The organism is Roseburia sp. TF10-5 (assembly GCF_003462365.1).
Lineage (GTDB): Bacteria > Bacillota > Clostridia > Lachnospirales > Lachnospiraceae > Roseburia > Roseburia faecis.
On the sequence record NZ_QTYW01000007.1, the window covers coordinates 94,768 to 118,980 of the forward strand.

Annotated in this window: 14 protein-coding genes, 1 CRISPR repeat array and 1 other annotated feature; of the genes, 1 reads left to right on the forward strand and 13 read right to left on the reverse strand. The window is 42.9% G+C overall.

Annotated elements, in window-relative coordinates; translation table 11 throughout:
- Positions 1–150: 150 nt before the first annotated feature.
- Positions 151–1,542, forward strand: a complete 1,392-nt coding sequence (locus DXD06_RS08920) for an MATE family efflux transporter (RefSeq protein WP_117831393.1) — start codon at positions 151–153, stop codon at positions 1,540–1,542.
- A 101-nt stretch (positions 1,543–1,643) separates the two neighbouring features.
- Here DXD06_RS08920 and thrS read toward each other — a convergent pair whose 3' ends face one another.
- From thrS to cas3, 13 genes are all read right to left on the reverse strand, one after another.
- The gene (thrS, locus tag DXD06_RS08925) at positions 1,644–3,422 is read right to left on the reverse strand and encodes a threonine--tRNA ligase (RefSeq protein ID WP_055068627.1); all 1,779 of its coding nucleotides are present in this window, start codon (positions 3,420–3,422) and stop codon (positions 1,644–1,646) included.
- A gap of 63 nt (positions 3,423–3,485) precedes the next feature.
- Positions 3,486–3,677: a binding site (T-box leader), on the reverse strand.
- Between the two features lie 54 nt (positions 3,678–3,731).
- Positions 3,732–4,616 (reverse strand): hypothetical protein, encoded by an 885-nt coding sequence (locus DXD06_RS08930; RefSeq protein ID WP_117831394.1) that lies wholly within the window; start codon positions 4,614–4,616, stop codon positions 3,732–3,734.
- A gap of 75 nt (positions 4,617–4,691) precedes the next feature.
- On the reverse strand, positions 4,692–7,034 hold the full coding sequence (feoB, locus tag DXD06_RS08935) for a ferrous iron transport protein B (protein WP_117831395.1): 2,343 nt from the start codon (positions 7,032–7,034) through the stop codon (positions 4,692–4,694).
- Positions 7,035–7,153: 119 nt separating this feature from the next.
- A complete protein-coding gene (locus DXD06_RS08940; RefSeq protein ID WP_243000977.1) occupies positions 7,154–10,225 on the reverse strand; it encodes a 3'-5' exonuclease in 3,072 nt (1,023 codons plus the stop codon).
- Positions 10,226–10,452: 227 nt separating this feature from the next.
- Positions 10,453–14,588: a CRISPR direct-repeat array (repeat unit 32 nt; unit sequence ATTTCAATCCACGCTCCCGCGAAGGGAGCGAC).
- A 179-nt stretch (positions 14,589–14,767) separates the two neighbouring features.
- Positions 14,768–15,058, reverse strand: coding sequence for a CRISPR-associated endonuclease Cas2 (gene cas2 / locus DXD06_RS08945; RefSeq protein ID WP_117831397.1), 291 nt, complete (start codon positions 15,056–15,058; stop codon positions 14,768–14,770).
- A gap of 9 nt (positions 15,059–15,067) precedes the next feature.
- Positions 15,068–16,099 (reverse strand): type I-C CRISPR-associated endonuclease Cas1c, encoded by a 1,032-nt coding sequence (gene cas1c / locus DXD06_RS08950; RefSeq protein WP_117831398.1) that lies wholly within the window; start codon positions 16,097–16,099, stop codon positions 15,068–15,070.
- Positions 16,096–16,758, reverse strand: a complete 663-nt coding sequence (cas4, locus tag DXD06_RS08955) for a CRISPR-associated protein Cas4 (RefSeq protein ID WP_117831399.1) — start codon at positions 16,756–16,758, stop codon at positions 16,096–16,098. Before cas4 ends, cas1c begins: the two co-directional genes overlap by 4 nt.
- Positions 16,758–17,669: a type I-C CRISPR-associated protein Cas7/Csd2 gene (gene cas7c / locus DXD06_RS08960; protein ID WP_117831400.1), complete on the reverse strand. Its 912-nt coding sequence runs from the start codon at positions 17,667–17,669 to the stop codon at positions 16,758–16,760. Before cas7c ends, cas4 begins: the two co-directional genes overlap by 1 nt.
- Positions 17,670–19,406: a type I-C CRISPR-associated protein Cas8c/Csd1 gene (gene cas8c, locus DXD06_RS08965; protein ID WP_117831401.1), complete on the reverse strand. Its 1,737-nt coding sequence runs from the start codon at positions 19,404–19,406 to the stop codon at positions 17,670–17,672. It lies immediately after the preceding gene.
- Entirely contained in the window at positions 19,403–20,065 is a 663-nt protein-coding gene (cas5c, locus tag DXD06_RS08970; protein WP_117831402.1) for a type I-C CRISPR-associated protein Cas5c, read from the reverse strand. The genes cas8c and cas5c overlap by 4 nt, the downstream gene beginning before the upstream one ends.
- Entirely contained in the window at positions 20,066–20,506 is a 441-nt protein-coding gene (locus DXD06_RS08975) for a hypothetical protein (RefSeq protein WP_117831403.1), read from the reverse strand.
- A complete protein-coding gene (locus DXD06_RS08980; RefSeq protein WP_117831404.1) occupies positions 20,490–20,957 on the reverse strand; it encodes a DUF3990 domain-containing protein in 468 nt (155 codons plus the stop codon). The genes DXD06_RS08975 and DXD06_RS08980 overlap by 17 nt, the downstream gene beginning before the upstream one ends.
- A 250-nt stretch (positions 20,958–21,207) precedes the next feature.
- Positions 21,208–23,337: a CRISPR-associated helicase Cas3' gene (gene cas3 / locus DXD06_RS08985; RefSeq protein WP_117831405.1), complete on the reverse strand. Its 2,130-nt coding sequence runs from the start codon at positions 23,335–23,337 to the stop codon at positions 21,208–21,210.
- Between the last annotated feature and the right edge of the window lie 876 nt (positions 23,338–24,213).

Sequence of the window (24,213 nt, forward strand, 5' to 3'; positions counted from 1 at the left end):
AGTTTCAGAAATACAAAAATTTCCATTTTATTTTTCATTTATTTTTCTGCTTCCCGGCTTCATTGAAAAAAAACAGGAAAAAAGCTATAATAATATAAGTTTGCCATATAAAAGCAAATACAGATATTAACATAAGAAAGGGCGAAACATATGACTTCAGAACAACAAAATCCACTTGCCGTGGACAAAATTTCTTCGCTGATTCTGCGCTTTTCCGTACCGAGCATTATCGCCATGCTTGTCAGTGCGGTATACAACATTGCAGACCAGCTTTTTATCGGAAATGCGGTCGGCACACTCGGCAATGCCGCTACCAACATTGCATTCCCACTTGCCATGATGTGCACAGGACTTGGACTTCTGTTTGGAATCGGCGGTGCGGCAAGCTTCAACCTTCACATGGGTGCCGGCAAAAAAGAAAGAGCTCCCTATTTTGTCGGAAACGCCATCACAATGCTTCTTACCGTTGGCATCCTTCTTTTTGCCATAACCGAATTATTTTTGAATCCTCTGCTGGTCGGATTTGGTTCCCCTGCAGATGTACTCCCGCTTGCGCGGCAATACGTCCGTGTAACGGCGATCGGTTTTCCTTTTTTAATTCTTACGATCGGAAGTGGACACTTAATCCGTGCAGACGGCAGCCCGAAGATGGCGATGTTTGTAAACATTTCCGGTGCCGTCATCAACATTGTATTGGATGCCGTGTTTGTTCTGGGATTCCACTGGGGCATGTACGGTGCTGCAGCGGCAACCGTGATCGGTCAGGTCATCTCTGCGATTATTGCGGTCTGCTATCTGTCACACTACCGCACAGTAACCCTGCACTCCGGGCATTTCCGGCCGAATGCTTCCCATCTGGCACAGATCTGCTCACTTGGCATGGCTTCTGCCATCAACCAGGTTGCCATGATGATCGTGCAGATTACGATGAACAACCTGCTAAAGCATTACGGTGCACAGTCCGTTTACGGAGAGTCAATTCCGATTGCCTGTTCCGGAATTGTCATGAAAGTCAACCAGCTTTACTTTTCCGTGATTATCGGCCTGTCACAGGGCAGCCAGCCGATCCAGAGTTTTAACTACGGTGCAAAACAGTACAACCGGGTAAAGGAATCGTATCGTCTGGCGATTACAGCCGGTGCCATTGTATCCATTGTATCCTTCCTGCTGTTTCAGATTTTTCCACGACAGATCCTCAGTCTGTTTGGCAGCGGAAGCAGAGAATATTTTGATTTCGGTGTAAACTATTTCCGGGTTTTCCTGCTGTTTACATGGCTTAATTTTATGCAGCCGATTTCCTCGACGTTTTTCAGTTCGATCGGAAAAGCATATAAGGGAACGTTTCTTTCTCTGACAAGACAGATCTTGTTCCTGCTTCCTCTGCTTTTGCTTTTCCCGCGTTTCTGGAAAATTCAGGGAATTCTATATGCAGGGCCGGTTGCGGATGTGTTATCTTTTGCAGTTGGACTGGCAATGGTTATACATGAATTCCAGTTGATCCGGAAGTTGGAAGTTTCTGAACAGAATACAACGTCTTTCTAACATGAAAGTAAAAATATATTTTCCTGCAAAAAAGCGCGCAGCAAAAGGGGGGCACCACTTTTTGCTGCGCGCATTTTTTACTGTTTCAAATCGGCTTTTATTTATTTTTCAGCCCCGATATGAGTTCTCAGCTTATTTTTGATCTCATTCTCAAGCTTCTCCACAAACTCATCCAGTGGAAGAACTGTGGTATCTTTTTCTCCATGCAGACGGAAGGATACGGTTCTGTCTTCTTTCTCATTGAAGCCGACAACCAGAAGATACGGCACCTTCTGCACCTGTCCTTCACGCATACGATAGCCAAGCTTCTCGGATCTGTCATCGAGTTCTACACGGACATCCTTTGCCTCTAAGGCATCGCAGATTTCCTTTGCATAAGCAGTCAGTTCCTCGTTGTCTGTCTTAACCGGCATCACGCGAACCTGAACCGGAGCCAGCCATGTCGGCAGATTTCCCTTGGTCTCCTCAAGGATATATGCCATGAAACGATCGAGGGAACCAAGAATTGCACGATGCAGAACAACCGGTGTCTTCTTCTCGCCATCGCGGTCTACATAAGACAGATTGAATTTTGCCGGGAGGCAGAAATCAAGCTGGCAGGTAGAAAGTGTGATCTCATTGCCGACTGCAGGCTGTACGTTTACATCCAGCTTTGGTCCATAGAAAGCAGCCTCTCCAATTTCCTCTGTATAATCAATTTTCAGATCATTCAATACCGTGCGGAGTGCATCCTCTGCCTTGTTCCACATAGCATCATCATCATGATACTTTTCTTTGTTTGCCGGATCACGCAGAGACAGTACACAACGGTAATTGGTAATTCCGAAATCCTTGTAGGTACTGAAAATCAAGTCTACAACCTTGGTAAACTCATCCTCAATCTGCTCTGGTGTTACAAACAGATGCGCATCGTTCTGACAGAAATGTCTGCCTCGCTCGATACCCTTTAACGTTCCGCTGGATTCGTAACGGAAATCATGTGCGATCTCACCGATACGGATCGGCAGATCCTTATAGGAATGTCTTCTGTTTGCATAGATCATCATATGATGCGGGCAGTTCATCGGACGAAGAACGAAAGACTCTCCCTCCATCTCCATTGGTGGGAACATGTTTTCTTTGTAGTGATCCCAGTGACCAGATGTCTTGTACAGATTTACGGTACCGACACAAGGAGTCATAACATGCAGATAGCCCAGCTTTCTTTCCTTGTTCTTGATATAGTTCTCCAGCTCCTGCCAGATCACATATCCCTTCGGAAGGAACATCGGAAGTCCACGGCCAACCAGATCATCAACCATAAACAGGTTCATGTCCTTTCCGATTTTTCTGTGATCTCTTTCCTTTGCTTCCTCTAAAAGCTTAAGGTGTGCCTCCAGCTCCTCTGCGGTCGGGAAACATACACCATAAATTCTCTGCAGCACTTTGTTTTTGCTGTCACCTTTCCAGTATGCACCAGAGTGACGGATCAGCTTGAAGTTTCTGCAAAGTTTTACATTGTCTACGTGCGGTCCACGGCACAGATCCGTAAAATCGCCCTGATCATATACGGTAATATTTCCATCTTCAAGATCGGAGATCAGATCCAGTTTATACTCATCATTCTGGAACATCTCCATAGCCTCTGCCTTAGAAACTTCACGTCGCATGATTTTCTTTCCGGATTTTGCAATCTTTTTCATCTCTTTTTCGATCTTTTCGATATCCTCATCACGGATTACATCTTCCCCAAGATCTACATCATAGTAAAATCCCTCTGCAACAACCGGTCCAACCCAGAATTTTGCCTGTGGGTACAGATGCTTGATTGCCTGTGCCATCAGATGTGCACAGGAATGATTCAGTGTTTTTAATTCTTCATTTTCCTTAAAGTTTACCATTTTACGTTAACTCTCCTTCTTTTGGTATGGAAATAAAAAAGCACCCCGGATATGCATGACATATCTAAGGGTGCTTTATACACGGTTCCACCTTAATTCTTTTACTCTTTGGCTTATAACGCAGCTACACGGTGACGCTTCTTTCGCGCACAGCTCAGGAGTGGTCTTCATGAAATCTTTCCATAAACGGCTCACACCATCTGCCGTTCTCTCTGTATGTTTCAATTTCACTACTTGTTCCGTCAATGCTTTTTTCTATTCTTATGCATTGTACCACGTTCTGATTTCTAATACAATAGGGTAATTTTGCTAATCTGCTTTTTCATCCATATAAGTAATTTTCAGATCGAACGACCACGGAATATCGGAAAGATACTGTTCCTTATAATAATTATTTTCTTTTGTAATTTTTTTCCGGAAACGGAAGGAATCCGGAGTAAAAATCACAAGCAGATATGTATTTCCTTTCTTTAAGCGATACGTATTTTTTTCAGATTCCATACTGTATCTGGAAATACTGTCTTTTTTCTTCTGCAGTTCCCTCTGGATAGCGCTTGTATACCCTGCCGAATTTTTTATTGCACGATTCGCACTTCTCGTAAGTTTTTTCGATGCGTTGACATCATACCATACTTTGCCATAACCACTTGCAAAAGTTCTGGAAAGAAACTGATAGTAGGTACTGTTCCATGGGTCATAAATCTCATACCCGCTTTTTAACTCTTTTGGCAGAAACATGAGATAATTGTTATCATTATAGATCACTTCATTCTTGGATTTTCCCTTAAAATCACTTTCCGTAAACTGGTATTTACCGCTCTTTCTACATTGAAATTTTACAAATGAAACATTTTCCCCAATGCCATCATCATCCACATAACTAGTATTTGCCTTTCCAGTCATACCAGACACATTAATGACGTTCCTGCCCTCATACAATGCCGGGACCTGCTGCATCGTGTAATTATACACACTTTTTGAAATCAGTTTTCTCTCATAGGCGCTTGTCTCCATCTGTCTGTAAGTCAGTTTATCGGCATTGGACTTATTTACCAGATTTCCTGTCATCAGTGCTGTAATGGAATGCACCATTGCCGCATCCGCATAATCCATTTCAACCGGTGTCACAGCAAGCGCTGCCAGAATCACAGCCAGAACAAAACAAACTCTCTTTTTCCACATTTGTCTGAGCATAAATAAATAATCCTTTTTTGTTATTATTTTATTCTATCTTTCCGATTCCTTCAAGTACTTTCTGCTCTATTTTCATTATCTCATAAATAAAACCATCAGCCACCTTACCGCAAATGCTGCCACCCAGGCGATCATACACTGCCAGATCACCATGCCTACTGCCCATTTTCGTCCAAGTTCCCGGCGAATGGAAGCAATTGCCGCGATACACGGCGTATACAACAGGCTGAACACCAGAAGTGAAGCTGCCGCTACCGGCGCCAATGCATCCTTTACTGCTCCTCCAAATAAAATTTCCAGAGTTGAGATCACGCTCTCCTTTGCCATAACGCCGCTGATCAATGAAGTACAGATCCTCCAGTCTCCCAGTCCAAGCGGTGCAAAAATTGGAACCAGGCAGTTTGAAATCATCGCAAGAATACTGTCTTTAGAATCTGCCACCAGATTAAAATGCAAATCAAATTTCTGTAAGAACCAGATACAGATCGTTGCTACAAAAATAACGGTAAATGCTTTCTGCAGGAAATCTTTTGCTTTCTCCCACAAAAGCTGCATAACATTTTTCAGCCCCGGCAGACGATAATTTGGCAGCTCCATGACAAACGGAACCGCATCTCCACGGAACAGTGTTTTCCGATACAACAACGCAACCAGGATTCCAATCACAATTCCGGTCAGATACAAAGCACACATCACGAGTGCTCCATACTCCGGGAAAAATGCGCTGGTAAAAAATGCATAAATCGGCAGTTTTGCCGAACAGCTCATAAACGGAGTCAGCAAAATCGTCATCTTCCGGTCTCTCTCACTCGGCAGCGTGCGGGTCGACATCACCGCCGGAACTGTACATCCAAATCCGATGAGCATCGGTACAATGCTTCGTCCGGAAAGTCCGATTTTTCGCAGAAGTTTATCCATAAAAAATGCAACTCGCGCAATGTAACCACTGTCTTCCATCAATGACAGAAAGAAAAATAATGTTACGATAATTGGCAGGAAACTCAGTACACTTCCGACTCCGGCAAAAATACCGTCAATGATCAGTCCGTGAAGCACTTCATTGACGCCCGCTGCCGTCAGCGCACGGTCTGTCACATTAGACAGTGCGTCAATCCCCATGGCAAGCAGGTTCTGTAAAAAAGCGCCGATCACATGGAACGTAAGGAAGAACACCAACAGCATAATACCGATAAAACATGGAATTGCTGTATATTTTCCGGTCAGAATCCGATCAATTTTCTCACTGCGGATGCGCTCCCGGCTTGCCTTCGGCTTTACTACCGTTTTCTCGCACACCTTTTCGATGAAATTAAAACGCATATCCGCAATCGCCGCACTGCGATCGAGCCCACGCTCTTTTTCCATCTGTACAATCAGATGTTCAATTGCTTCGTGCTCATTCTCGTCCAGTTCCAGTTTCTGCAGAATCAGATGATCCCCTTCAATGATCTTAGAAGCTGCAAAACGCAGAGGAATCCCTGCATGCTCTGCGTGATCCTCGATCAGATGGCTGACTGCATGAATACAGCGGTGCACGGCTCCACCAAACTCATTTTCACTACAGAAATCCTGTCGTCCTGGCCGCTCCTGATATTTTGCGATATGCAGTGCATGCCTTACCAGTTCATCCACTCCCTCATTTTTTGCAGCAGAAATCGGGACCACCGGCACACCCAGCATCGCTTCCATCCCGTTTACATCCACCGATCCTGAATTTCCAGTCATCTCATCCATCATATTGAGTGCCACAACCATCGGGATATCCATTTCCAGCAGCTGCATCGTCAGATACAGATTCCGCTCGATATTGGTTGCATCAATAATATTGATGATCGCCTTTGGTTTATCCTCCAGCACAAAATTTCTTGAAACAATCTCCTCACTGCTGTAAGGGGACATCGAATAGATTCCCGGCAGATCTGTCACCAAAGTGTCTGGGTGTCCTTTGATCGGTCCATCCTTGCGGTCAACCGTAACCCCCGGAAAGTTTCCGATATGCTGGTTTGAACCGGTCAGCTGGTTAAACAGCGTCGTCTTTCCACAATTCTGATTTCCCACCAGCGCATATGTAAGCCTCGTCTTTTCCGGCAAAGGGTTTCCATCCCCTTTTACATGATACTTTCCTTCTTCGCCCAGTCCCGGATGAACCGACTGATTAATGTTTCTGGCTCCTTCATGCTTTCTGGTACGGGAAGAAATCTGCTCAATTGTAATCTGATCTGCATCTGCCAGCCGAAGAGTCAGCTCATACCCATGGATCTGCAGTTCCATCGGGTCGCCCATTGGAGCAAACTTAATCACCGTCACTTCCGCTCCCGGAATCACTCCCATATCCAGGAAATGCTGCCGAAGCGCACCCTCGCCGCCAACCGCTTTGATAACGGCACTTTTTCCGATTTCCAAATCTTTTAACGTCATTCTCTTTTGTCCTTCGTTTTTTCTGTACTTATTGATATTTATTTTCAATTATACACTGTCCGATATAAAAGAGAAAGTTTTTCAAGAAAGAAATCGGCAAAAACCTGCCATTTTGTAAATTATGAATTTAATTTTTTATACAAAGCTATGGTTTTTTCGTTATTTCCACCATAAATAAAATAGTAATCAATCTGTCCGTCCCCCTGCGTGCTGATATAGGGACCATAGGTTTTGATATTACAAAGAAGAACGGATTGTGTCGCAGCGACACCGATTCCGTATCCTTTCCCCGATAAAACAAGTGGCATCCGCATCGGTTTTCCGCCAAAGGAAATATACTTCGCCTTGGAGCGCAACACCAGAAGATCTGTGGAAAGCACTCCTTTTGCATTGATTTTTTCGGAAAATTCCCAGTCGAAAAATTCCCAGGTCTGATTTTCCATAATCAGGCGCGGTTCTGTTGTGCGCTCCTTTAAAAGCAAGGTTCCGTCTGCTGTTTCAAAGCGCATGGCTCCCGTCTTTTTGTCGATGATAACCACTACTTTTTCTGTGGCAACTCTTAACGCGGACTTTGACTCTTTGGCACTCCAGAGAACCGTTTCCTCTGCTTTTGGCTTCCAGTAAGTATTTTTTATCTTTGTTGTTACTCCTTTGACATAGCTGACACGGATGATTTCCGGTGTGATCGGTGTCAGTCGAAGAAGTCCTGCCGCGCTTGCAATATCAATATGTTCCTTTGTCTTTTTGGCCGATTTCACGGCGCCACTGATTTTTGCGTGGCTGCGCACCGGAAGACTCCGGTTATCCGGCAGTTCTCCAAAGGCATAGGGAGACATATTCATTTGTTCGATTGCCGGCTTTTTTGATATTTTTGATATTTTAGAAGCGGGAGGAATGGCATGCGTGTGCACAGTCTTCTCCTCTGGCACACATGCTTCTATTTTTTTCGGCCCGATATATCCCCGGATGTTGTGCTCTTTATCTCCTTTTGCACGGCGCTCCTGCTCGATCTCTTTCTGTGTAAATAGTTTCCTGTCGTACTCTTTTGCTTTCGTCAGTGTCTCCGAAGAAAATTCCTGCATTTTTTTGTTTTCCGGAACCGGATCTGCCAGAATTTTACTCAGGGATTCCTGATAAACTACCGCCAGTTCATGCAATGCGCGCGTTGCTGCGACATACAAAAGCTTTACATGCCCATTGTCCAGCGGATAATTTTTCTCCGATGGATCATATAAAAGGACGGCATCAAACTCAAGGCCTTTGGTATAAGCAACCGGAAGCACCATAACGCCTTCTCCAAATTCGGTTGTCTCCAGATCGCAGTCTGTCACCGCAATATACTGTTTCAGCTGTGCAGCAATCTTGGCCGCTTCTATCGCGTCACGGCAGATTACGGCAATGGTTTCATATCCATCCTGCTGCCACTGACGGATCGTATGTACTACTTGTGCCAGTAACTCCTGCAGATCCTGCTTTTTTTCTACACGCACCTTCGCCCCATGGCGGATAATCGGCTCCACCGGATACACGGCAAAATCTCCGTGCCGTAAGATATCATTTGCATATTCCGAAATCTCGACGGTGTTCCGATAACTTTTCTGCAACAGACCAAATGCGTCATAGGTGCCGGTCAACACCAGTTTTTTCAATTCTTCCCAATCATTTAATCCGTATTGAAAGTGAATGTTCTGGGACGTATCTCCCATGATCGTATAAGTGCACCCCCGCAGACAATAATGCAGACAGCAATACGCCATCATTCCAAAATCCTGTGCCTCGTCGATGACGACATGGCTGGCCTCCCGCACCGGGTCCGTCTCTTTCATCCTCTTATAAATATATGCAAGTGCTGCCAGATCATACACATCAAAAGAGTTTTCCGGTATATCCACCTCTTTTCCCGCAACAGCCTGCACCTGTAAAAATTCCCGGTAAAAATCATAAATGGATGTCTTCCATTTTCCATCGCCAAAATAAGAAGTGTATTTCTTATCCAATGCCTTTTTCACCTTTGCCGGATAAGAGATCTGTTTTCCCAATACTTCATTTTCATATCTGGCGTACAGGATTTCATTGAGCATAAGGATTTTACTCTGCATCGACAGCTCCGGATGCTCCCGCAAGTAGGTATTGATCAGTACCGGCCCGGCCAGAAGTGTTTCTGTGTCTTCCAGATAGATTTTCTCATGTGAAATCTCCCTCTGCTCATAGGCTGCACAGTATAATTCCAGATCATGAAACCATTCTCTGTTTCCTTTCTGGGCATTTTGGGCATCGTCTTTTTCCAGAGGATGCACGCTGTAATTTTGTTCATCCCAATCCTCGTACAACAGACGGATAAACAACTGTTCCATGGTCATCTGCCGAATACCATACACATCCAGTTCCGGAAGCACGCCTGTGATATAATTCAGCAAAATCCGGTTGCTTCCTATAATATAGAAGTCTTCCGGTCGGAAATCGTCTCTGTAATTGTATAGAATATAGGAAATCCGGTGCATGGCAACTGTTGTCTTTCCGGAACCGGCTACTCCCTGCACAATGATATTGGTCTTGGGAGAACGCCGGATGATCTGGTTTTGCTCTTTCTGGATCGTCGCAACGATCTCCCCAAGCACTGCTTTTTTGTTTTTCGCCAGATACTTTGTCAAAAGTTCATCGTTTGCCACAACATCCGAATCAAAAAAATCTTTCAGATGATCGTTTTCAATTTCGTATGTGCGCTTCCGTTTCAAATCGATCGTAAATGTTCCTTCTGAACTGACGACATACTGGCAGGGGCCCAGACTGCTCTCGTAGTAAACGGAGGCTATCGGCGCTCTCCAGTCCAGCACTACCGGCTCGGAAACGTCCCTGGCAATGCCAACTCTCCCTATATAATAAGACTCTGCTTCTTTTGCATTTGGATCTTTAAAATCAATACGACCAAAATAGGGTTTCTTTCGTGCTTTCTCATAACGCACCAGATTATGCTCGTTTTCGTGCAGCCGCACTGTTGCATTGTTCCAGAGTGCAAGTCCTTCCTTATCCTGCGCATCGTACACATCCAGCAGGTCTTCCAGATCCGCATTGAGTTTTCGTATGTCCGCTTTTGCATGATCCAGGTTATTCTGTGCAATCTGTATGATTTCCTGCAGATTTTGTTCTTCTGCTTCACGTGTCAGGCCTGGAAGGTTGCGTCTTTTTTCCAAGTTGTTCACCTCCTATTGAAAATGAGAACCTCTGTTATACTATTTATCCACCTTTTTTCACATAAAATATTCAAATTTTTTGGCATTATTTTTCTTTCATTTTTTCACAACAAATATAATACCAAAAATATAAAAAATGGGAAAGAGCTTTCCTATGAAATCAAAAAACAATTTTGATAAAATCTCCTAACCAAAGTTTGAATACCATACATCGTTATGTCATTCTCTTTTTAATCCGCGCTCCCGCGAAGGGAGCGACTAACGGTTAGTGGATAATAAACGTCCAAAGTCAAGATTTCAATCCACGCTCCCGCGAAGGGAGCGACTTCCGGCTACACCAAAATTAGAGCACTTCCGATATTTCAATCCACGCTCCCGCGAAGGGAGCGACAGGGTTGCAATTTCCTCATTCGTGTATCTGCTATATTTCAATCCACGCTCCCGCGAAGGGAGCGACTATGTAGGAGGTTTTATGATTACTCTTTATTCTGATTTCAATCCACGCTCCCGCGAAGGGAGCGACTTTATAAGACGGCAACTGGGACTTTAGACAAAGATTTCAATCCACGCTCCCGCGAAGGGAGCGACCATGTTTTATCCTTTCCTGTATCTCAAAAATTCCTATTTCAATCCACGCTCCCGCGAAGGGAGCGACACCATTGTCGGCATTTCCGTCAATCCGACTTCCAATTTCAATCCACGCTCCCGCGAAGGGAGCGACACCATGATAAAGCTATTGATGATCAGATGGATACAAATTTCAATCCACGCTCCCGCGAAGGGAGCGACACCTGGCAAGCCGGAGCGTGACATACGGAGGTATTATTTCAATCCACGCTCCCGCGAAGGGAGCGACCAAAGCGCCACGATTAGCTGTTCGCCATCCTCGGTATTTCAATCCACGCTCCCGCGAAGGGAGCGACAAATAAGGGGCAAAAAGCCCCTTAATCCCTTTCCGCATTTCAATCCACGCTCCCGCGAAGGGAGCGACAAAAGGTCAGATTGACAATCCTATTGAGGATGATATTTCAATCCACGCTCCCGCGAAGGGAGCGACAAGATGCCAAGAGTGAATTTTATCGTAATTAGTAATTTCAATCCACGCTCCCGCGAAGGGAGCGACGGTATCTGGAGCAATTCCCCAGATACAATGATTATTTCAATCCACGCTCCCGCGAAGGGAGCGACTTAATTAAGGATTGGGAAATTGATGAAAATACCGATTTCAATCCACGCTCCCGCGAAGGGAGCGACAAAGGGCAGACTGTAATGTTTGCCCTTATTTTGTATTTCAATCCACGCTCCCGCGAAGGGAGCGACTGCATCGGGGTCGTCCGTATTCTGCTTTTCGATAATTTCAATCCACGCTCCCGCGAAGGGAGCGACGCTGCGTTGTGGTTGTACGTCTCGCCGCCAAGAAATTTCAATCCACGCTCCCGCGAAGGGAGCGACTTCTTTTCCCTCTTGCAAATGTTCAAGTCTTGTAAATTTCAATCCACGCTCCCGCGAAGGGAGCGACACCGCATCGGCATAACTTTTAACCATAGTTGAAGTGATTTCAATCCACGCTCCCGCGAAGGGAGCGACCTCCGTCCTGCATGATTGCTTCTTCGATCGTATCCGGATTTCAATCCACGCTCCCGCGAAGGGAGCGACGCAATATCGAGATTGATCCGTCAAAGTCATATCAATTTCAATCCACGCTCCCGCGAAGGGAGCGACGTTAGAGCATTTCTGATCAAGTATTATGGTTCGGATTTCAATCCACGCTCCCGCGAAGGGAGCGACACTAGTCAAGAAGCTGATAATAAACCTTGTTCAATTTCAATCCACGCTCCCGCGAAGGGAGCGACAACAATGGTGCAGAAGTTATCTATGCTTTTGCAGATTTCAATCCACGCTCCCGCGAAGGGAGCGACAATAAAGGTGGTGATATAATTATGCATGAAATAATTTCAATCCACGCTCCCGCGAAGGGAGCGACATTTGATCAATCCCCCTTTTGATTGATTATATCAGAATTTCAATCCACGCTCCCGCGAAGGGAGCGACAATAAAGGTGGTGATATAATTATGCATGAAATAATTTCAATCCACGCTCCCGCGAAGGGAGCGACGTGTTTATGCGACTTTTAAAACAGTCCGTACGGATTTCAATCCACGCTCCCGCGAAGGGAGCGACTATGCCATCATAGGTGGGTAGTTCTTAGTTATGTAATTTCAATCCACGCTCCCGCGAAGGGAGCGACAGAACTATTCGTTAAACTGGTATCAATGTTTATTATTTCAATCCACGCTCCCGCGAAGGGAGCGACCAATTGTTCTGATTATTTTTATTCGTGGTATAGGTATTTCAATCCACGCTCCCGCGAAGGGAGCGACAAGGTTGCCACTTACATAGTCAAATACATGACGAAAATTTCAATCCACGCTCCCGCGAAGGGAGCGACAGTTGTTTGTCGCGGTAAAGGTCTGGTACCCTATATTTCAATCCACGCTCCCGCGAAGGGAGCGACGAATTTCATCAATTGTTTTTTCGGTTACATTGTAATTTCAATCCACGCTCCCGCGAAGGGAGCGACCAGGGGGCTTGTGGAATATGAGTGGATACACCGATTTCAATCCACGCTCCCGCGAAGGGAGCGACGGGAGGAGCGATCGTATATAAGAATCAGGCGATTATTTCAATCCACGCTCCCGCGAAGGGAGCGACCAATGTCTGGCAGAGTTTGTTTATTGCGGTTTTATTTCAATCCACGCTCCCGCGAAGGGAGCGACAATTTACTACGTTTGTTTATCGTATGGGTGGTTGATATTTCAATCCACGCTCCCGCGAAGGGAGCGACCAGTGGAAATGAGTTCTAGTTCATTATAGATCAAATTTCAATCCACGCTCCCGCGAAGGGAGCGACGACACAAGGACAGTTGTCCTTGTGTTTCTGGACATTTCAATCCACGCTCCCGCGAAGGGAGCGACCCGAAGGCAAGGCGCTGGTCATGCTGGTAGTTCATTTCAATCCACGCTCCCGCGAAGGGAGCGACGGGCGTCAGCATGTCTCCTGCCTGCTTTGCATTATTTCAATCCACGCTCCCGCGAAGGGAGCGACGGACTGCACCGCGAGCCATTTCTCGGCAGGCATATTTCAATCCACGCTCCCGCGAAGGGAGCGACTCAGGAGCGGCGGCTCTGTGGTGTTTACGATGGAATTTCAATCCACGCTCCCGCGAAGGGAGCGACCGAACGGAACCATCATGACAGCAATGCCATACGATTTCAATCCACGCTCCCGCGAAGGGAGCGACGACGATCGCCAGAGCTGCATACGCATCCATCCGATTTCAATCCACGCTCCCGCGAAGGGAGCGACGTGTCGTGCACGTCCGACGCGATTACGTCTTTGATTTCAATCCACGCTCCCGCGAAGGGAGCGACGTCAGCTTCATCGATGACGACATCAACCTAGATGATTTCAATCCACGCTCCCGCGAAGGGAGCGACGGAATCCCAAGCCAGGAGATGATCACAGGGCTGACATTTCAATCCACGCTCCCGCGAAGGGAGCGACGGAATCCCAAGCCAGGAGATGATCACAGGGCTGACATTTCAATCCACGCTCCCGCGAAGGGAGCGACGGAATCCCAAGCCAGGAGATGATCACAGGGCTGACATTTCAATCCACGCTCCCGCGAAGGGAGCGACCCAGGTCTTCAAGAGCAGCCACGACATCAGTAATATTTCAATCCACGCTCCCGCGAAGGGAGCGACACCACCGGGTCCATGCCTATCCATGAGAGAACATAGATTTCAATCCACGCTCCCGCGAAGGGAGCGACTATCTGCAACACCGCTTCTTCTTTCAACTCCGATATTTCAATCCACGCTCCCGCGAAGGGAGCGACAAATTGCTATTTATCATATACACCACCTACAAACATTTCAATCCACGCTCCCGCGAAGGGAGCGACGAAAGCGGAACAATTTTTAGAACTCAAGACCACGATTTCAATCCACGCTCCCGCGAAGGGAGCGACTGTACCATCTTCTGTGCCACTATCGTCCGTATTAGATTTCAATCCACGCTCCCGCGAAGGGAGCGACGAATTTTTCATTTTTCAATCTCCTTTACAATTTCTATTTCAATCCACGCTCCCGCGAAGGGAGCGACGCTGGTAATCGTTATCTTCGATACTATCTTGGCATTTCAATCCACGCTCCCGCGAAGGGAGCGACGACAGATGTCGTATATTTATTCCGACCGGTAAATATTTCAATCCACGCTCCCGCGAAGGGAGCGACCATAAGGGCACCCGCGGAAACCGGCCGTCACAAAATTTCAATCCACGCTCCCGCGAAGGGAGCGACAGCAATATTATACAACAAATTTCATTTTCTTTGTATAATACTGTATATTTTGTCAGCAATAACATAAAATAACCATCTCTATCTATTCATAGAAATGTCATTTCAATGCCTTTTATTTAATATTTCAAGTGCGAATCCCTCCAGTATTTTATGTGTACTTTCCGTTCGCACCATAGTCCTTACAATATAAGCGTCTGATCCGCAGCAATTCCCCGATCAACACCTATGTGTTCAATTTTTGTGTGATAATTATTTCCCAGATAGTAAAATCGCAAACTATCCACACTTTCATCAATAATATCCGTTAATATCGACTTTAACAGCACACATTGTGCATTATCCAGAATACATTCAAACACCGAATTCTGAACGCGTCTTCCATAATTTACACACTGTTTTGCCACTTTTCGCAAGCGGCCTTTTCCTGCAGCCGTCTCCGTATTTACATCATAAGTAATTAAAACAAGCATTTGGATTCCTCATTTCCATAAAAATACCGGATATCCATCTAGATCACCTCTTAGGAACCGCGCAAGTAACATAGCCTGAACATAGGGAACCATTCCCCATTCCATTTTTTCTTTGAGGTAAGGATGGGTAATCATTTCTTTTTTCTTGTTCTGCCATTCCGACAACAACTTTTTCCGTGACTCTGTATCCATCAAAACCGCACCATTTTCTTTTCTTGTAAAGTCTTTTCCATTCACAATTTTCTTATTGATCAAAGATAAGACAAACCGGTCTGCCATAACTGCACGCAATTCTTCTATCAAATCCAAAGAAAGAGAAGCCCTTCCCGGTCGATCCGTGTGCATATATCCAACATACGGATCAAGGCCAACCGTCTCCAATGCTGATGTAATCTGATTGGTCAGTAATGTATAGACAAAGGATAACATTGCGTTGACATTATCTAACGGTGGTCTTTTATTTCTTCCCTGAAATATAAAATCTTTTTTCTGTTGCAAAATTAACTCATCAAATACTCCAAAATAAATGCTTGCAGCTTCTCCTTCATATCCCCGGAGCTGATCGATCGATTTTGCATTCTGGATATAATCCAGAAAAGATTTTAATTGCAAGGATGCCGTTTTTACAGCTTCTGCATCAATCTGCATGGAATGATCCCGAACTGCACGTTCCAACACCCATCTTGCATTATATACTTTTCCTAAAATACAATTTTTTGCGATTCTCAAACGGATGGTTTCATCCTTACAACTTAAAAACTGTTGTTCCCTTAATATGACATTTCCTTTTATTTTTCCGGTAATCCTTGCCAGAAACTTTCCCTGAGGTGTCAAATAACAAAGGGAAATATTTTTGTCTGCACAAGCTCCCATAAGTGCCGGACTTGTTCCACGATATCCAAACGAAACAATTCCTTCCAGATTGTGAAGCGGGACACGTCCGATTTCTTTTTTGTCATCGTAAACAACAACGTTTTCTCCATCCAATCCCAGATAGCTATTCTCGGAAGTTACATATAATGTGTTTAATAATTTTCTCATTCTGCATCCTCCAGAACCTTTTGAACATACGCTTTAACAGAACCTGCCTTTTCCAGCTTTGGCATACAGATTTCTTTTAGCGAACAAGACGAACATGCTTTTGTCGGCTTTACTTTCGGCGTATAATTTTTCTTATAATATTCATGCATTTCCTCGAATATTTTTCTTACTTCACAGCGAAGTTCTTCCGTAAATTCCACCGGCTCTCGCCTTCTCGTTTCCCCATAAAAGATTGCTCCCTCCGTAATCTCTGTCGAAAACATTTCTTCCAGGCACATTGCCTGTGCAGCAAGCTGCAGCTTGTCTTCATCTGATTCCTTTGGTTTTCCTTTTTTATATTCAATTGGATATACTGAATACAATCCCCTATGACCAAATAATGTTATTCCATCTTCGCATTTATGAAATTCAACGATATCGCATTCTCCGCTTACTCCCATACTTTTTGAAGATACCGGAAGTGCCCGAACAATAAGGATGTCCTTTCTTTTTTCTGTAAGATATGGATCATGTGCTTTTTTATGCATCAGTTCTCCAACAACCGTATGGACATTTTCTGCCCACTGCTGCTCAATATGGATCAATGCCCACTGTCTTCTGCAAAATTTAAAATGCTGGATTCCGGAGATCATCAAATAATCATCCTGCGCGTATTCCATTAAATCATCCTTTTCACTTCTACCGAATCTGGTATTTCTTCTTCATGAATGGTAACTTTATAATCCTGATACTTTCTCGGATATTCCACAGTTTCATTTTTCTTAACTTCCACTGCGTCAAATAATTTATATGCCGGACAATCTCCCAATTCCTTACTGTGCTTAAACACAATCAATTCCCGGACTGCCATTTTTCCCCTTGCCGCAGAATGATCATTTTCAAACATATTGATAATTGCATCCCATAATAAATCCAGATCCTCCTCTGAAAATCCGGTTACCTTTCTTGCCAAATTTGCCGAAACGTATCCTTCCACGCGGTACAGTCCATATGGAACAATACTCTTTCTTCCCATTTCTGTGCTTTTATTTTCTGCATCTTTTTCGGTTGTAATTGCAACTCTTGTAATGGTTACTTCCTGACTAATAATTGGATCAATACTTCTGGCAAACCCAAGCTGCACCGGTCCCCGCACCTGTCCACAATTTAGGGAAGCTTTCACAAAAGTTGTCATAACTGCACCAAATGTCCGAATATCATAAAAATTTTTGCACATATAATCCCGCAGTTTCAGATCTGCATCCGGATCTGATTTCTTTAACTTTTTCAGGGCATCCGTTACCTTTTTATCTTCCGTTTCCGTCACTCCTAAGCTCTCACAGGCCTCCCGGTCACTTCTGTTTAATGGCACATTTTCCTTAATATAAATCTTGTATCCAGCTTCGTCTTCTTTCACCATCTCGATATAATTACGAATCTTACGTTTTAAACATACATCTGTTACCAGACCTAATCCGCTCTCCGGATCAATGCGTGGCATATTTCCCGCATCCGGATCTCCATTTGGATTTCCGTTTTCCACATCAAATAATACAACAAATTCATATCTGTTTTTAATTGCTTCTCCCATTTACTTCTCCTCCCTTTTTTCATACTTTTTCTGTGTCTGATGATAATATCCCAACATAAATTTTCCCTGTTCTTCCAAACTCAATCGTTGTGGAAAAGCGTTAATTTTTTCCATGAGTTCTGTCAACAGTTTTTCGTAATAAATTTTTGATCCACCCCCAATTTCACGTTCCAATTTTTTAATGTGGCTGTTTTTTAATTTGATTAAAACTGGAAATACTGACGCAGGTGTTGCACATGCGGAATTAAAATAGCGATCTCTTATCGTTGTATTAACTCCCGGATTTGCATCCTTTTGAATAGACTCCAATACTGAAAATAATCTTCCCAATATATATGGAGTCTCATTACTTGATTCATTTAATCCCATACATTCTTCTCCTTCTTTCCATTGATAATTTTTTATCAAAAAAGCTTTGATAATTGCTGCCCTTCCATAAGTAACATTTCCCTGTTCCGAACGAATGCGAATCAGGGTATCTGTATATAAACTTGCTGGATACCGATTCCCCGACAAAACCGCCTGTAATACAGAAGCCGCCATATTCGCAACCGGTTTTTTCTCTTTGGATTTCATATTCACGGTTTCCTGCAGCATACGATAGATTCCAAGAAATTTTCTATCGTTTGCCCAGGAAGGCCTTACAACATCCATGCGTTTATAATGTGCTTCTATATTTTTTAAAATGGTTCCAAATGAATTCTGATAGAAAAACCGAACCGATAGTCTCGCTGCATTTGGCGCCAGACATAATATATAAAACTGCTGTGTCAGATCAATCGTTATATCGTCCAGATCGATCGGACGCATTGCTTTTAAATTATCAAAAACTTTCTGTAACTGTTCCTGATTATCTTCTTGCGGGTTGATCGAAATACAAAAAAGATCCTCACACTTTTTTTCTCCGGTTTCTGCCCAGAATACAATCATGGAATCTCCCAATGAAAATGTGTTTTCCCTTTTGCTTAAAAGATAATTCAATGCTGTCGTATACGCAAACTCTGCATATTTTCCCACCGGTGCATTGTAGCTTTGCTCCTTTCCATAGGATTCAAACGCCGGGGCATTAAACGAAACAAGCGCCGCCCCGCTGGACTGCGCCCCAGGAACCCCTTTGATTCCCCGGTGGATTCTTGCAATCTCCGTTCTTTCCCCTGTTACAAGGCATATTCCCGTTTGTTCTTCCCCGTTTGCTTCAATCGAATTTTCCCAAGCTGCTTTTATATCTGAATCATCCTGTGCATAATCCATTCCCATGCAAAAGATAAGATTTCCACCCTCATTTAGTTCCTCCCATTTGTCCTGAACGCAGCCATTGTCTTTTGCATTTTCCGGATTCCACGTTTCAAAAAAAGAACAGATTGCTTTTGCCATAGGATTATCTACATCTTTTAATAGTGCGATATGTTTTTCCTTTGCCGCCTGAAAACAGTCTTTCACACGATCATTTGTTCCATCTGTATCAATTCCAAGCATATATTTGGCATTATCACACAGAAAATTTGCTGCAACCCCGGAAGATCGTGTAACCATTTCCGGCACATATAACAGCGCTGGAACCATAACTATTTTTTTCCCTCGCTGGTCTTCTGTCTGCAAAGAATAAATGACTTTTATACTTCCATCTGCATTCAGATCAATGGCATAAGAAACTTTTGCCTGACTCCATCCCGGCTTGGAAACCAGACCCTTTTGTGCAAGATTTTCATATTCCTTTACCAATGCCTGCAAAATCATCGTATCACCTCACAATCCCGCAAATCGATGACACCACGTTTCATAACCGCCCGAAAAAACATCGGCTGAATATCTTCCTTGTTACTATAATCCATATCATACAACATAAACCCCAGGTCTTTTTCCGGAATCTCATCATAAATGGTATGGATCACTTCCTCCTCACAGAGACAAAAATGTGCTGGAAATTCCCGGCAGCCAAAATATGGCATATGATAACATTCCCCACGTTTTAGTCTCCGCATCATGATATCTTTAAACTTTCCCGGATTATCTGTCTCATTTGCCTGATCCGTCATTTCAAAATGTGCTTCTATCACATATGATACATCCCTTAAAATCAATGAAGCCCGCTGGACAATGTCCTCTTTTGTGCTGATATAAAGAGGCTTGTCTGCTCCATTATATGCCTGTAACACATTGCTGGCGGAAACTTTGCTTTTTACTTCATTTCTCCGGACGCTTGTAAAGCGGATTGGATTTTTTACATATATTTTGTCAATCACCCAACGCAGCCCCGGATGCCAATAGATTGCTTCCAAAATCCCCCTTGCCGCTGATGGTGTCATGACATCATAGGAACACCGTTCCACTTTCATCTCCGGTCTGGAAAATAATGCATATTCCCCCCATACCTGTACCTTTACTCCTACTCCCATTTAAAGTACCACTCCTTCCTCATAGCACGCTGCAATATAGTCTCTCGGCTGATAGTAAAAATCAGAATTATAATTGGAGATCTGTGCATCTATCCACGAATGATATACTTCCCAGATTCCATCTACAATTTTATGATCATCATAACAGTCTTCTATCAACCGTTCATAAACTTCCCCGATATCCCAATAATCCGGTATTTTATACCGGCATGCCTGCACATTATCAAAAGTTCCAGAGTTCATGTGACATTCCTGTATAAACTCATCCGCCACTTTTTCGATCGGCTCACAGTGAAAAACATCCGCGAATTCGTAAATCCGCTGAATGCGTTCTTTTGTAAGACAATCCACGACTTCTTTTCTTGTTCGTTTCATCTGTCTTCCAATATATTCAATCAGACTACATGTATAAAATAAATCATTATTATTTTTTGTTCCCATACACAGCCTCACTTCCGATATATTCTAACGTATCCAGCGCCGAAATCGTATGAAAGCTGATCTGATGGGTAGGATGGTTAAATTTCGCCAATTCCCAGAATGCGGCTCTGGATATTTTTCCGTCAATGAAATTCTGGATATAATTATAAATCGTATCATCTGCCATCGGACCTTCCACAATATCATAAGTATGTGCAATGCCCTTTCTGCACTGCACGATAAAATCCAGCCATTCTTCCGTCATCTCATCAAAACGCAAATATTTTAACTTTTCATTTGGTGTATACTCGTATTGATTCAGATACCCTTTCGTTCCATACCTGCCTGCCCATCGCCTCGCCTGTTCCGGAAACTGTGTGCAATAAAATCCGAAATAAAAATCTTTATGAAAACGTGCCTTTCGAATTTCCGGATATTTTACAACTTCTTTACTGCCGTGATATAAGATCATTCTTTCCTCTTTCTATTGTCATCATTTTACAACATTCTATCTTTTATTTATCATACTACTTTATCTATCATTAATCAATTCTTTTTGACTTTTTACTTAAATTACTATTGAACTTTAAATTTATTCTTGAATATAAAAATAAAATTGTTTATACTTACTATTGTCAGGTTCCACCTGTGGATTGAAATAATAGTCTTTTTAGTAACGCAAACGAGTGGCGATGTAATCTTCTTTACATCGCCACTCCTCTTTACAAATACAAATCCATTCCCGAATCCACAGACAAATCTAATCCCATATCCTCCGTATACTGATCCAGCTTCACAAGCTCATAAAACTCTGTAGCATCCGAAGAAATCTCCTGTATCATCCCGGCATCCCACAAAATTTTAAAAAGGTTATCATATACCTGAATACAATATTGTGATGCCTTTCGCATCCGTTCCTTTGAAAATCCCTGATGTTTCAATTCCGCCAGCAGTTCTTCTGCCTCCTGCTCCACCGGCACCAAAATGGTTCTTGTATCTTCTTCAATCAGACGAATTTTTTTTGCTGCAGTTTCAAAATTATATTTATGTTCTTGAAATTTTCCCATAATATTCTTTTTATCCAGACTTTGCTCCCGAAAACGGTATAACCGTTTAAAATACTCTGTTATGCTGTCCAGATCAGAAATATCATCTGTTTCCTGCAAAATTGCTTTTGCAATATCCACCGGCAGCCTTTGACTTGGAGCTATTTTGCTGTCTGTTACATCAAACACAAAAACGATACTGTCCTCTGCTTTTTCCTGCCCCTCCCGGTTGCAGCGTCCTGCCGCCTGTATGATAGAATCCACACCTGCAATCTGTCGATACACATGGCAAAAATCCAGATCTACCCCGGCTTCCACCAAGCTAGTAGAAATTAAGATACACTTTTTCTTCTGCTTTAATCTTTCCCTGATCTGTGCCAGAATCCGCTTTCGGTGTTTTTGATACATACTTGTTGACAGATGATAAACTCCCTCTCCCTTTAATTTGCGATAAAGTTCCTGTGCACATTTTTTTGTATTTACAATACACAATGCCTGTTTTTCTTTCTGCAGTTGGCCCGCTAACTGATCAATAGGAACATATCCGAGATTTTGATACGTTACCCTTCTGAAAAATTCAAACTGTTCCTTCACATTCGGACACAATTCTACAAATGTACGCTCTCCGATAAATATTTTATCCAGCGCCGGTTGTGTAGCCGTACACAATACCATACTTGACCGATAATCCTCCATAAGTGTTTCCATCATTGCAATACACGGTTTTAAATAATCTACAGGGAGCATTTGTGCCTCATCAAAAATCACAACCGAATTTGCAATATTATGAAGCTTTCTGCACTTGGACGATGTATTAGCAAAAAGCGATTCAAAAAACTGAACGCTGGTTGTCACGATCACCGGTTTATCCCAATTCTCACTGGCAAGCTGCATGGGTTTTAGATCTTCCGAGCTGTCATAATCAACATTACAGTGATGTTCCAACACATTTTCTTCCCCCAGGATGTTCCGAAACACCTCAGCATTCTGTTCAATAATACTGGTGTATGGAATGACATAAATAATGTGATCCATATGATGAAAAACTGCATGTCTTAACGCAAATGCTAACGATGCAATCGTCTTTCCACCACCGGTAGGAACCGTCAGATGAAACAGACCTCTTTCTTCTTTTCCAGCTTCCATACATGCTTTTAAAATTTCTGTTCTTCTTCCATTGATCGAATTTAGGTCCTGATTTTCAAGCCAGGGCTGCACATGATTTTCCAGTTTTTCCAACAATATTTCCATATTCTGTCCGGAATTTCTCCCTGTCTGACCATTTTTCATGAATTTTTCTGTATCTAAAAAATCCGCATCCACAAGGCAGGAATAAATCATCCGCATAAAAACACTGAGTGAAAAATCAAAATTTTTATTTGGTTTTCTTACAAATGGGTCCGTCTCTATCTTCGGAATCTTTACTTCATATTGATATGCCTGATAATCACATATTTTTTTCTTTAATCTGCCGCATAAACTGGATGGAATTTCTGTATTTCCATAATCCGGAAGTCCGGCATGATGTCCGGCAATACAATATGCCAGTAAAGAATAATACCCACCTTTTTCCATACACAATTTCGTTCCTGCTGTAGAATGATCTACCTGTTCATTCGTATCATATTTTATTTTCTTTTGGAATTCTTCGGAATATTTTCCTATGTCATGGAGCATTCCACAGCAATACCCCCATTCCTGTTTTCCAAATGCATCTGCAAATGCTCCAGCCAATTGAGCCGTTCCGGTTAAATGTTCCAAAACCGTCTGAATTCTATCCCCATCTTTATGTGCTATATATTCCATATCATTTCTCCCATACATTTTACTTTCATTATATATCACAACAATAAGAAACGGCCACCATACTTTCAAATCTAAAAATACAGTGACCGTTCTACTCGGTTTCGTTATTCAATTTTTTGTTCCTTTCTTTTGTAATTTATTTTCTTCAGCTCACAGATACTTCCATCTGTTTAGAAAATTAGTGATATGTAATCTCTATATTGAATAATAATCTGAAGTCTGCTCTCTCGCTTTTTATAAAATGAACTTCTTCCGCACATCTTACCCTCAAATTACCTTCTGTGGTATCTTTCCGCAGCATCTTCATCAGTAAAATGTCTGTACATATCCATTGCCTTTCTCACTCTTGGTATCTTATCCTAAATACCCTCAATTATTATTTTCTATTCCAAAAGGCTTTTCCCGCTGAAATTTTCAGACACTACCACGCTTACCATGAAGTTTTTGTTTTGATCATCGTCCCATTGGACTGTACCTCCTTTTCTCATTCAATTCCTGCTTACTCCAAGCTTCTTTCTATTTCCAATTGGCTTTCCAACCGCTTGGTCCGATTGGAAGTCTTGTGTAATTAGGTCTTGTTTGTTTTGTTGACTGTATATTATCATAGTTGCTTTATATTGTCAACTATTTTGTTCTATATTTTTAAATTTTTCTCTTTATTTTCTGTTTATATTTAAATTGTTTGTGTTTTTACGTGTTTTCTCTATTTTACCAGTAATTTGCATGCAATCATCCAACGCCACGGAACCGCCTTTCCATTGCCCCCACAAAATTACAAAATCGGGAAAAATTCATACAAATTTTATTGATTTTATTGGGTAATTATGTATAATACTAAATTAGGGAAAAAGGAATTTTTTCTTACTATACTATAAA

Coding starts and splice junctions, on each gene's coding strand:
- DXD06_RS08975 (WP_117831403.1), bottom strand. CDS start 20,506: ATGGGAACAAAAAATAATAATGATTTATTTTATACATGTAGTCTGATT.
- cas2 (WP_117831397.1), bottom strand. CDS start 15,058: ATGCTTGTTTTAATTACTTATGATGTAAATACGGAGACGGCTGCAGGA.
- cas7c (WP_117831400.1), bottom strand. CDS start 17,669: ATGGGAGAAGCAATTAAAAACAGATATGAATTTGTTGTATTATTTGAT.
- cas1c (WP_117831398.1), bottom strand. CDS start 16,099: ATGAGAAAATTATTAAACACATTATATGTAACTTCCGAGAATAGCTAT.
- cas5c (WP_117831402.1), bottom strand. CDS start 20,065: ATGGGAGTAGGAGTAAAGGTACAGGTATGGGGGGAATATGCATTATTT.
- DXD06_RS08930 (WP_117831394.1), bottom strand. CDS start 4,616: ATGCTCAGACAAATGTGGAAAAAGAGAGTTTGTTTTGTTCTGGCTGTG.
- thrS (WP_055068627.1), bottom strand. CDS start 3,422: ATGGTAAACTTTAAGGAAAATGAAGAATTAAAAACACTGAATCATTCC.
- DXD06_RS08980 (WP_117831404.1), bottom strand. CDS start 20,957: ATGATCTTATATCACGGCAGTAAAGAAGTTGTAAAATATCCGGAAATT.
- cas3 (WP_117831405.1), bottom strand. CDS start 23,337: ATGGAATATATAGCACATAAAGATGGGGATAGAATTCAGACGGTTTTG.
- cas8c (WP_117831401.1), bottom strand. CDS start 19,406: ATGATTTTGCAGGCATTGGTAAAGGAATATGAAAATCTTGCACAAAAG.
- feoB (WP_117831395.1), bottom strand. CDS start 7,034: ATGACGTTAAAAGATTTGGAAATCGGAAAAAGTGCCGTTATCAAAGCG.
- DXD06_RS08920 (WP_117831393.1), top strand. CDS start 151: ATGACTTCAGAACAACAAAATCCACTTGCCGTGGACAAAATTTCTTCG.
- cas4 (WP_117831399.1), bottom strand. CDS start 16,758: ATGGAATACGCGCAGGATGATTATTTGATGATCTCCGGAATCCAGCAT.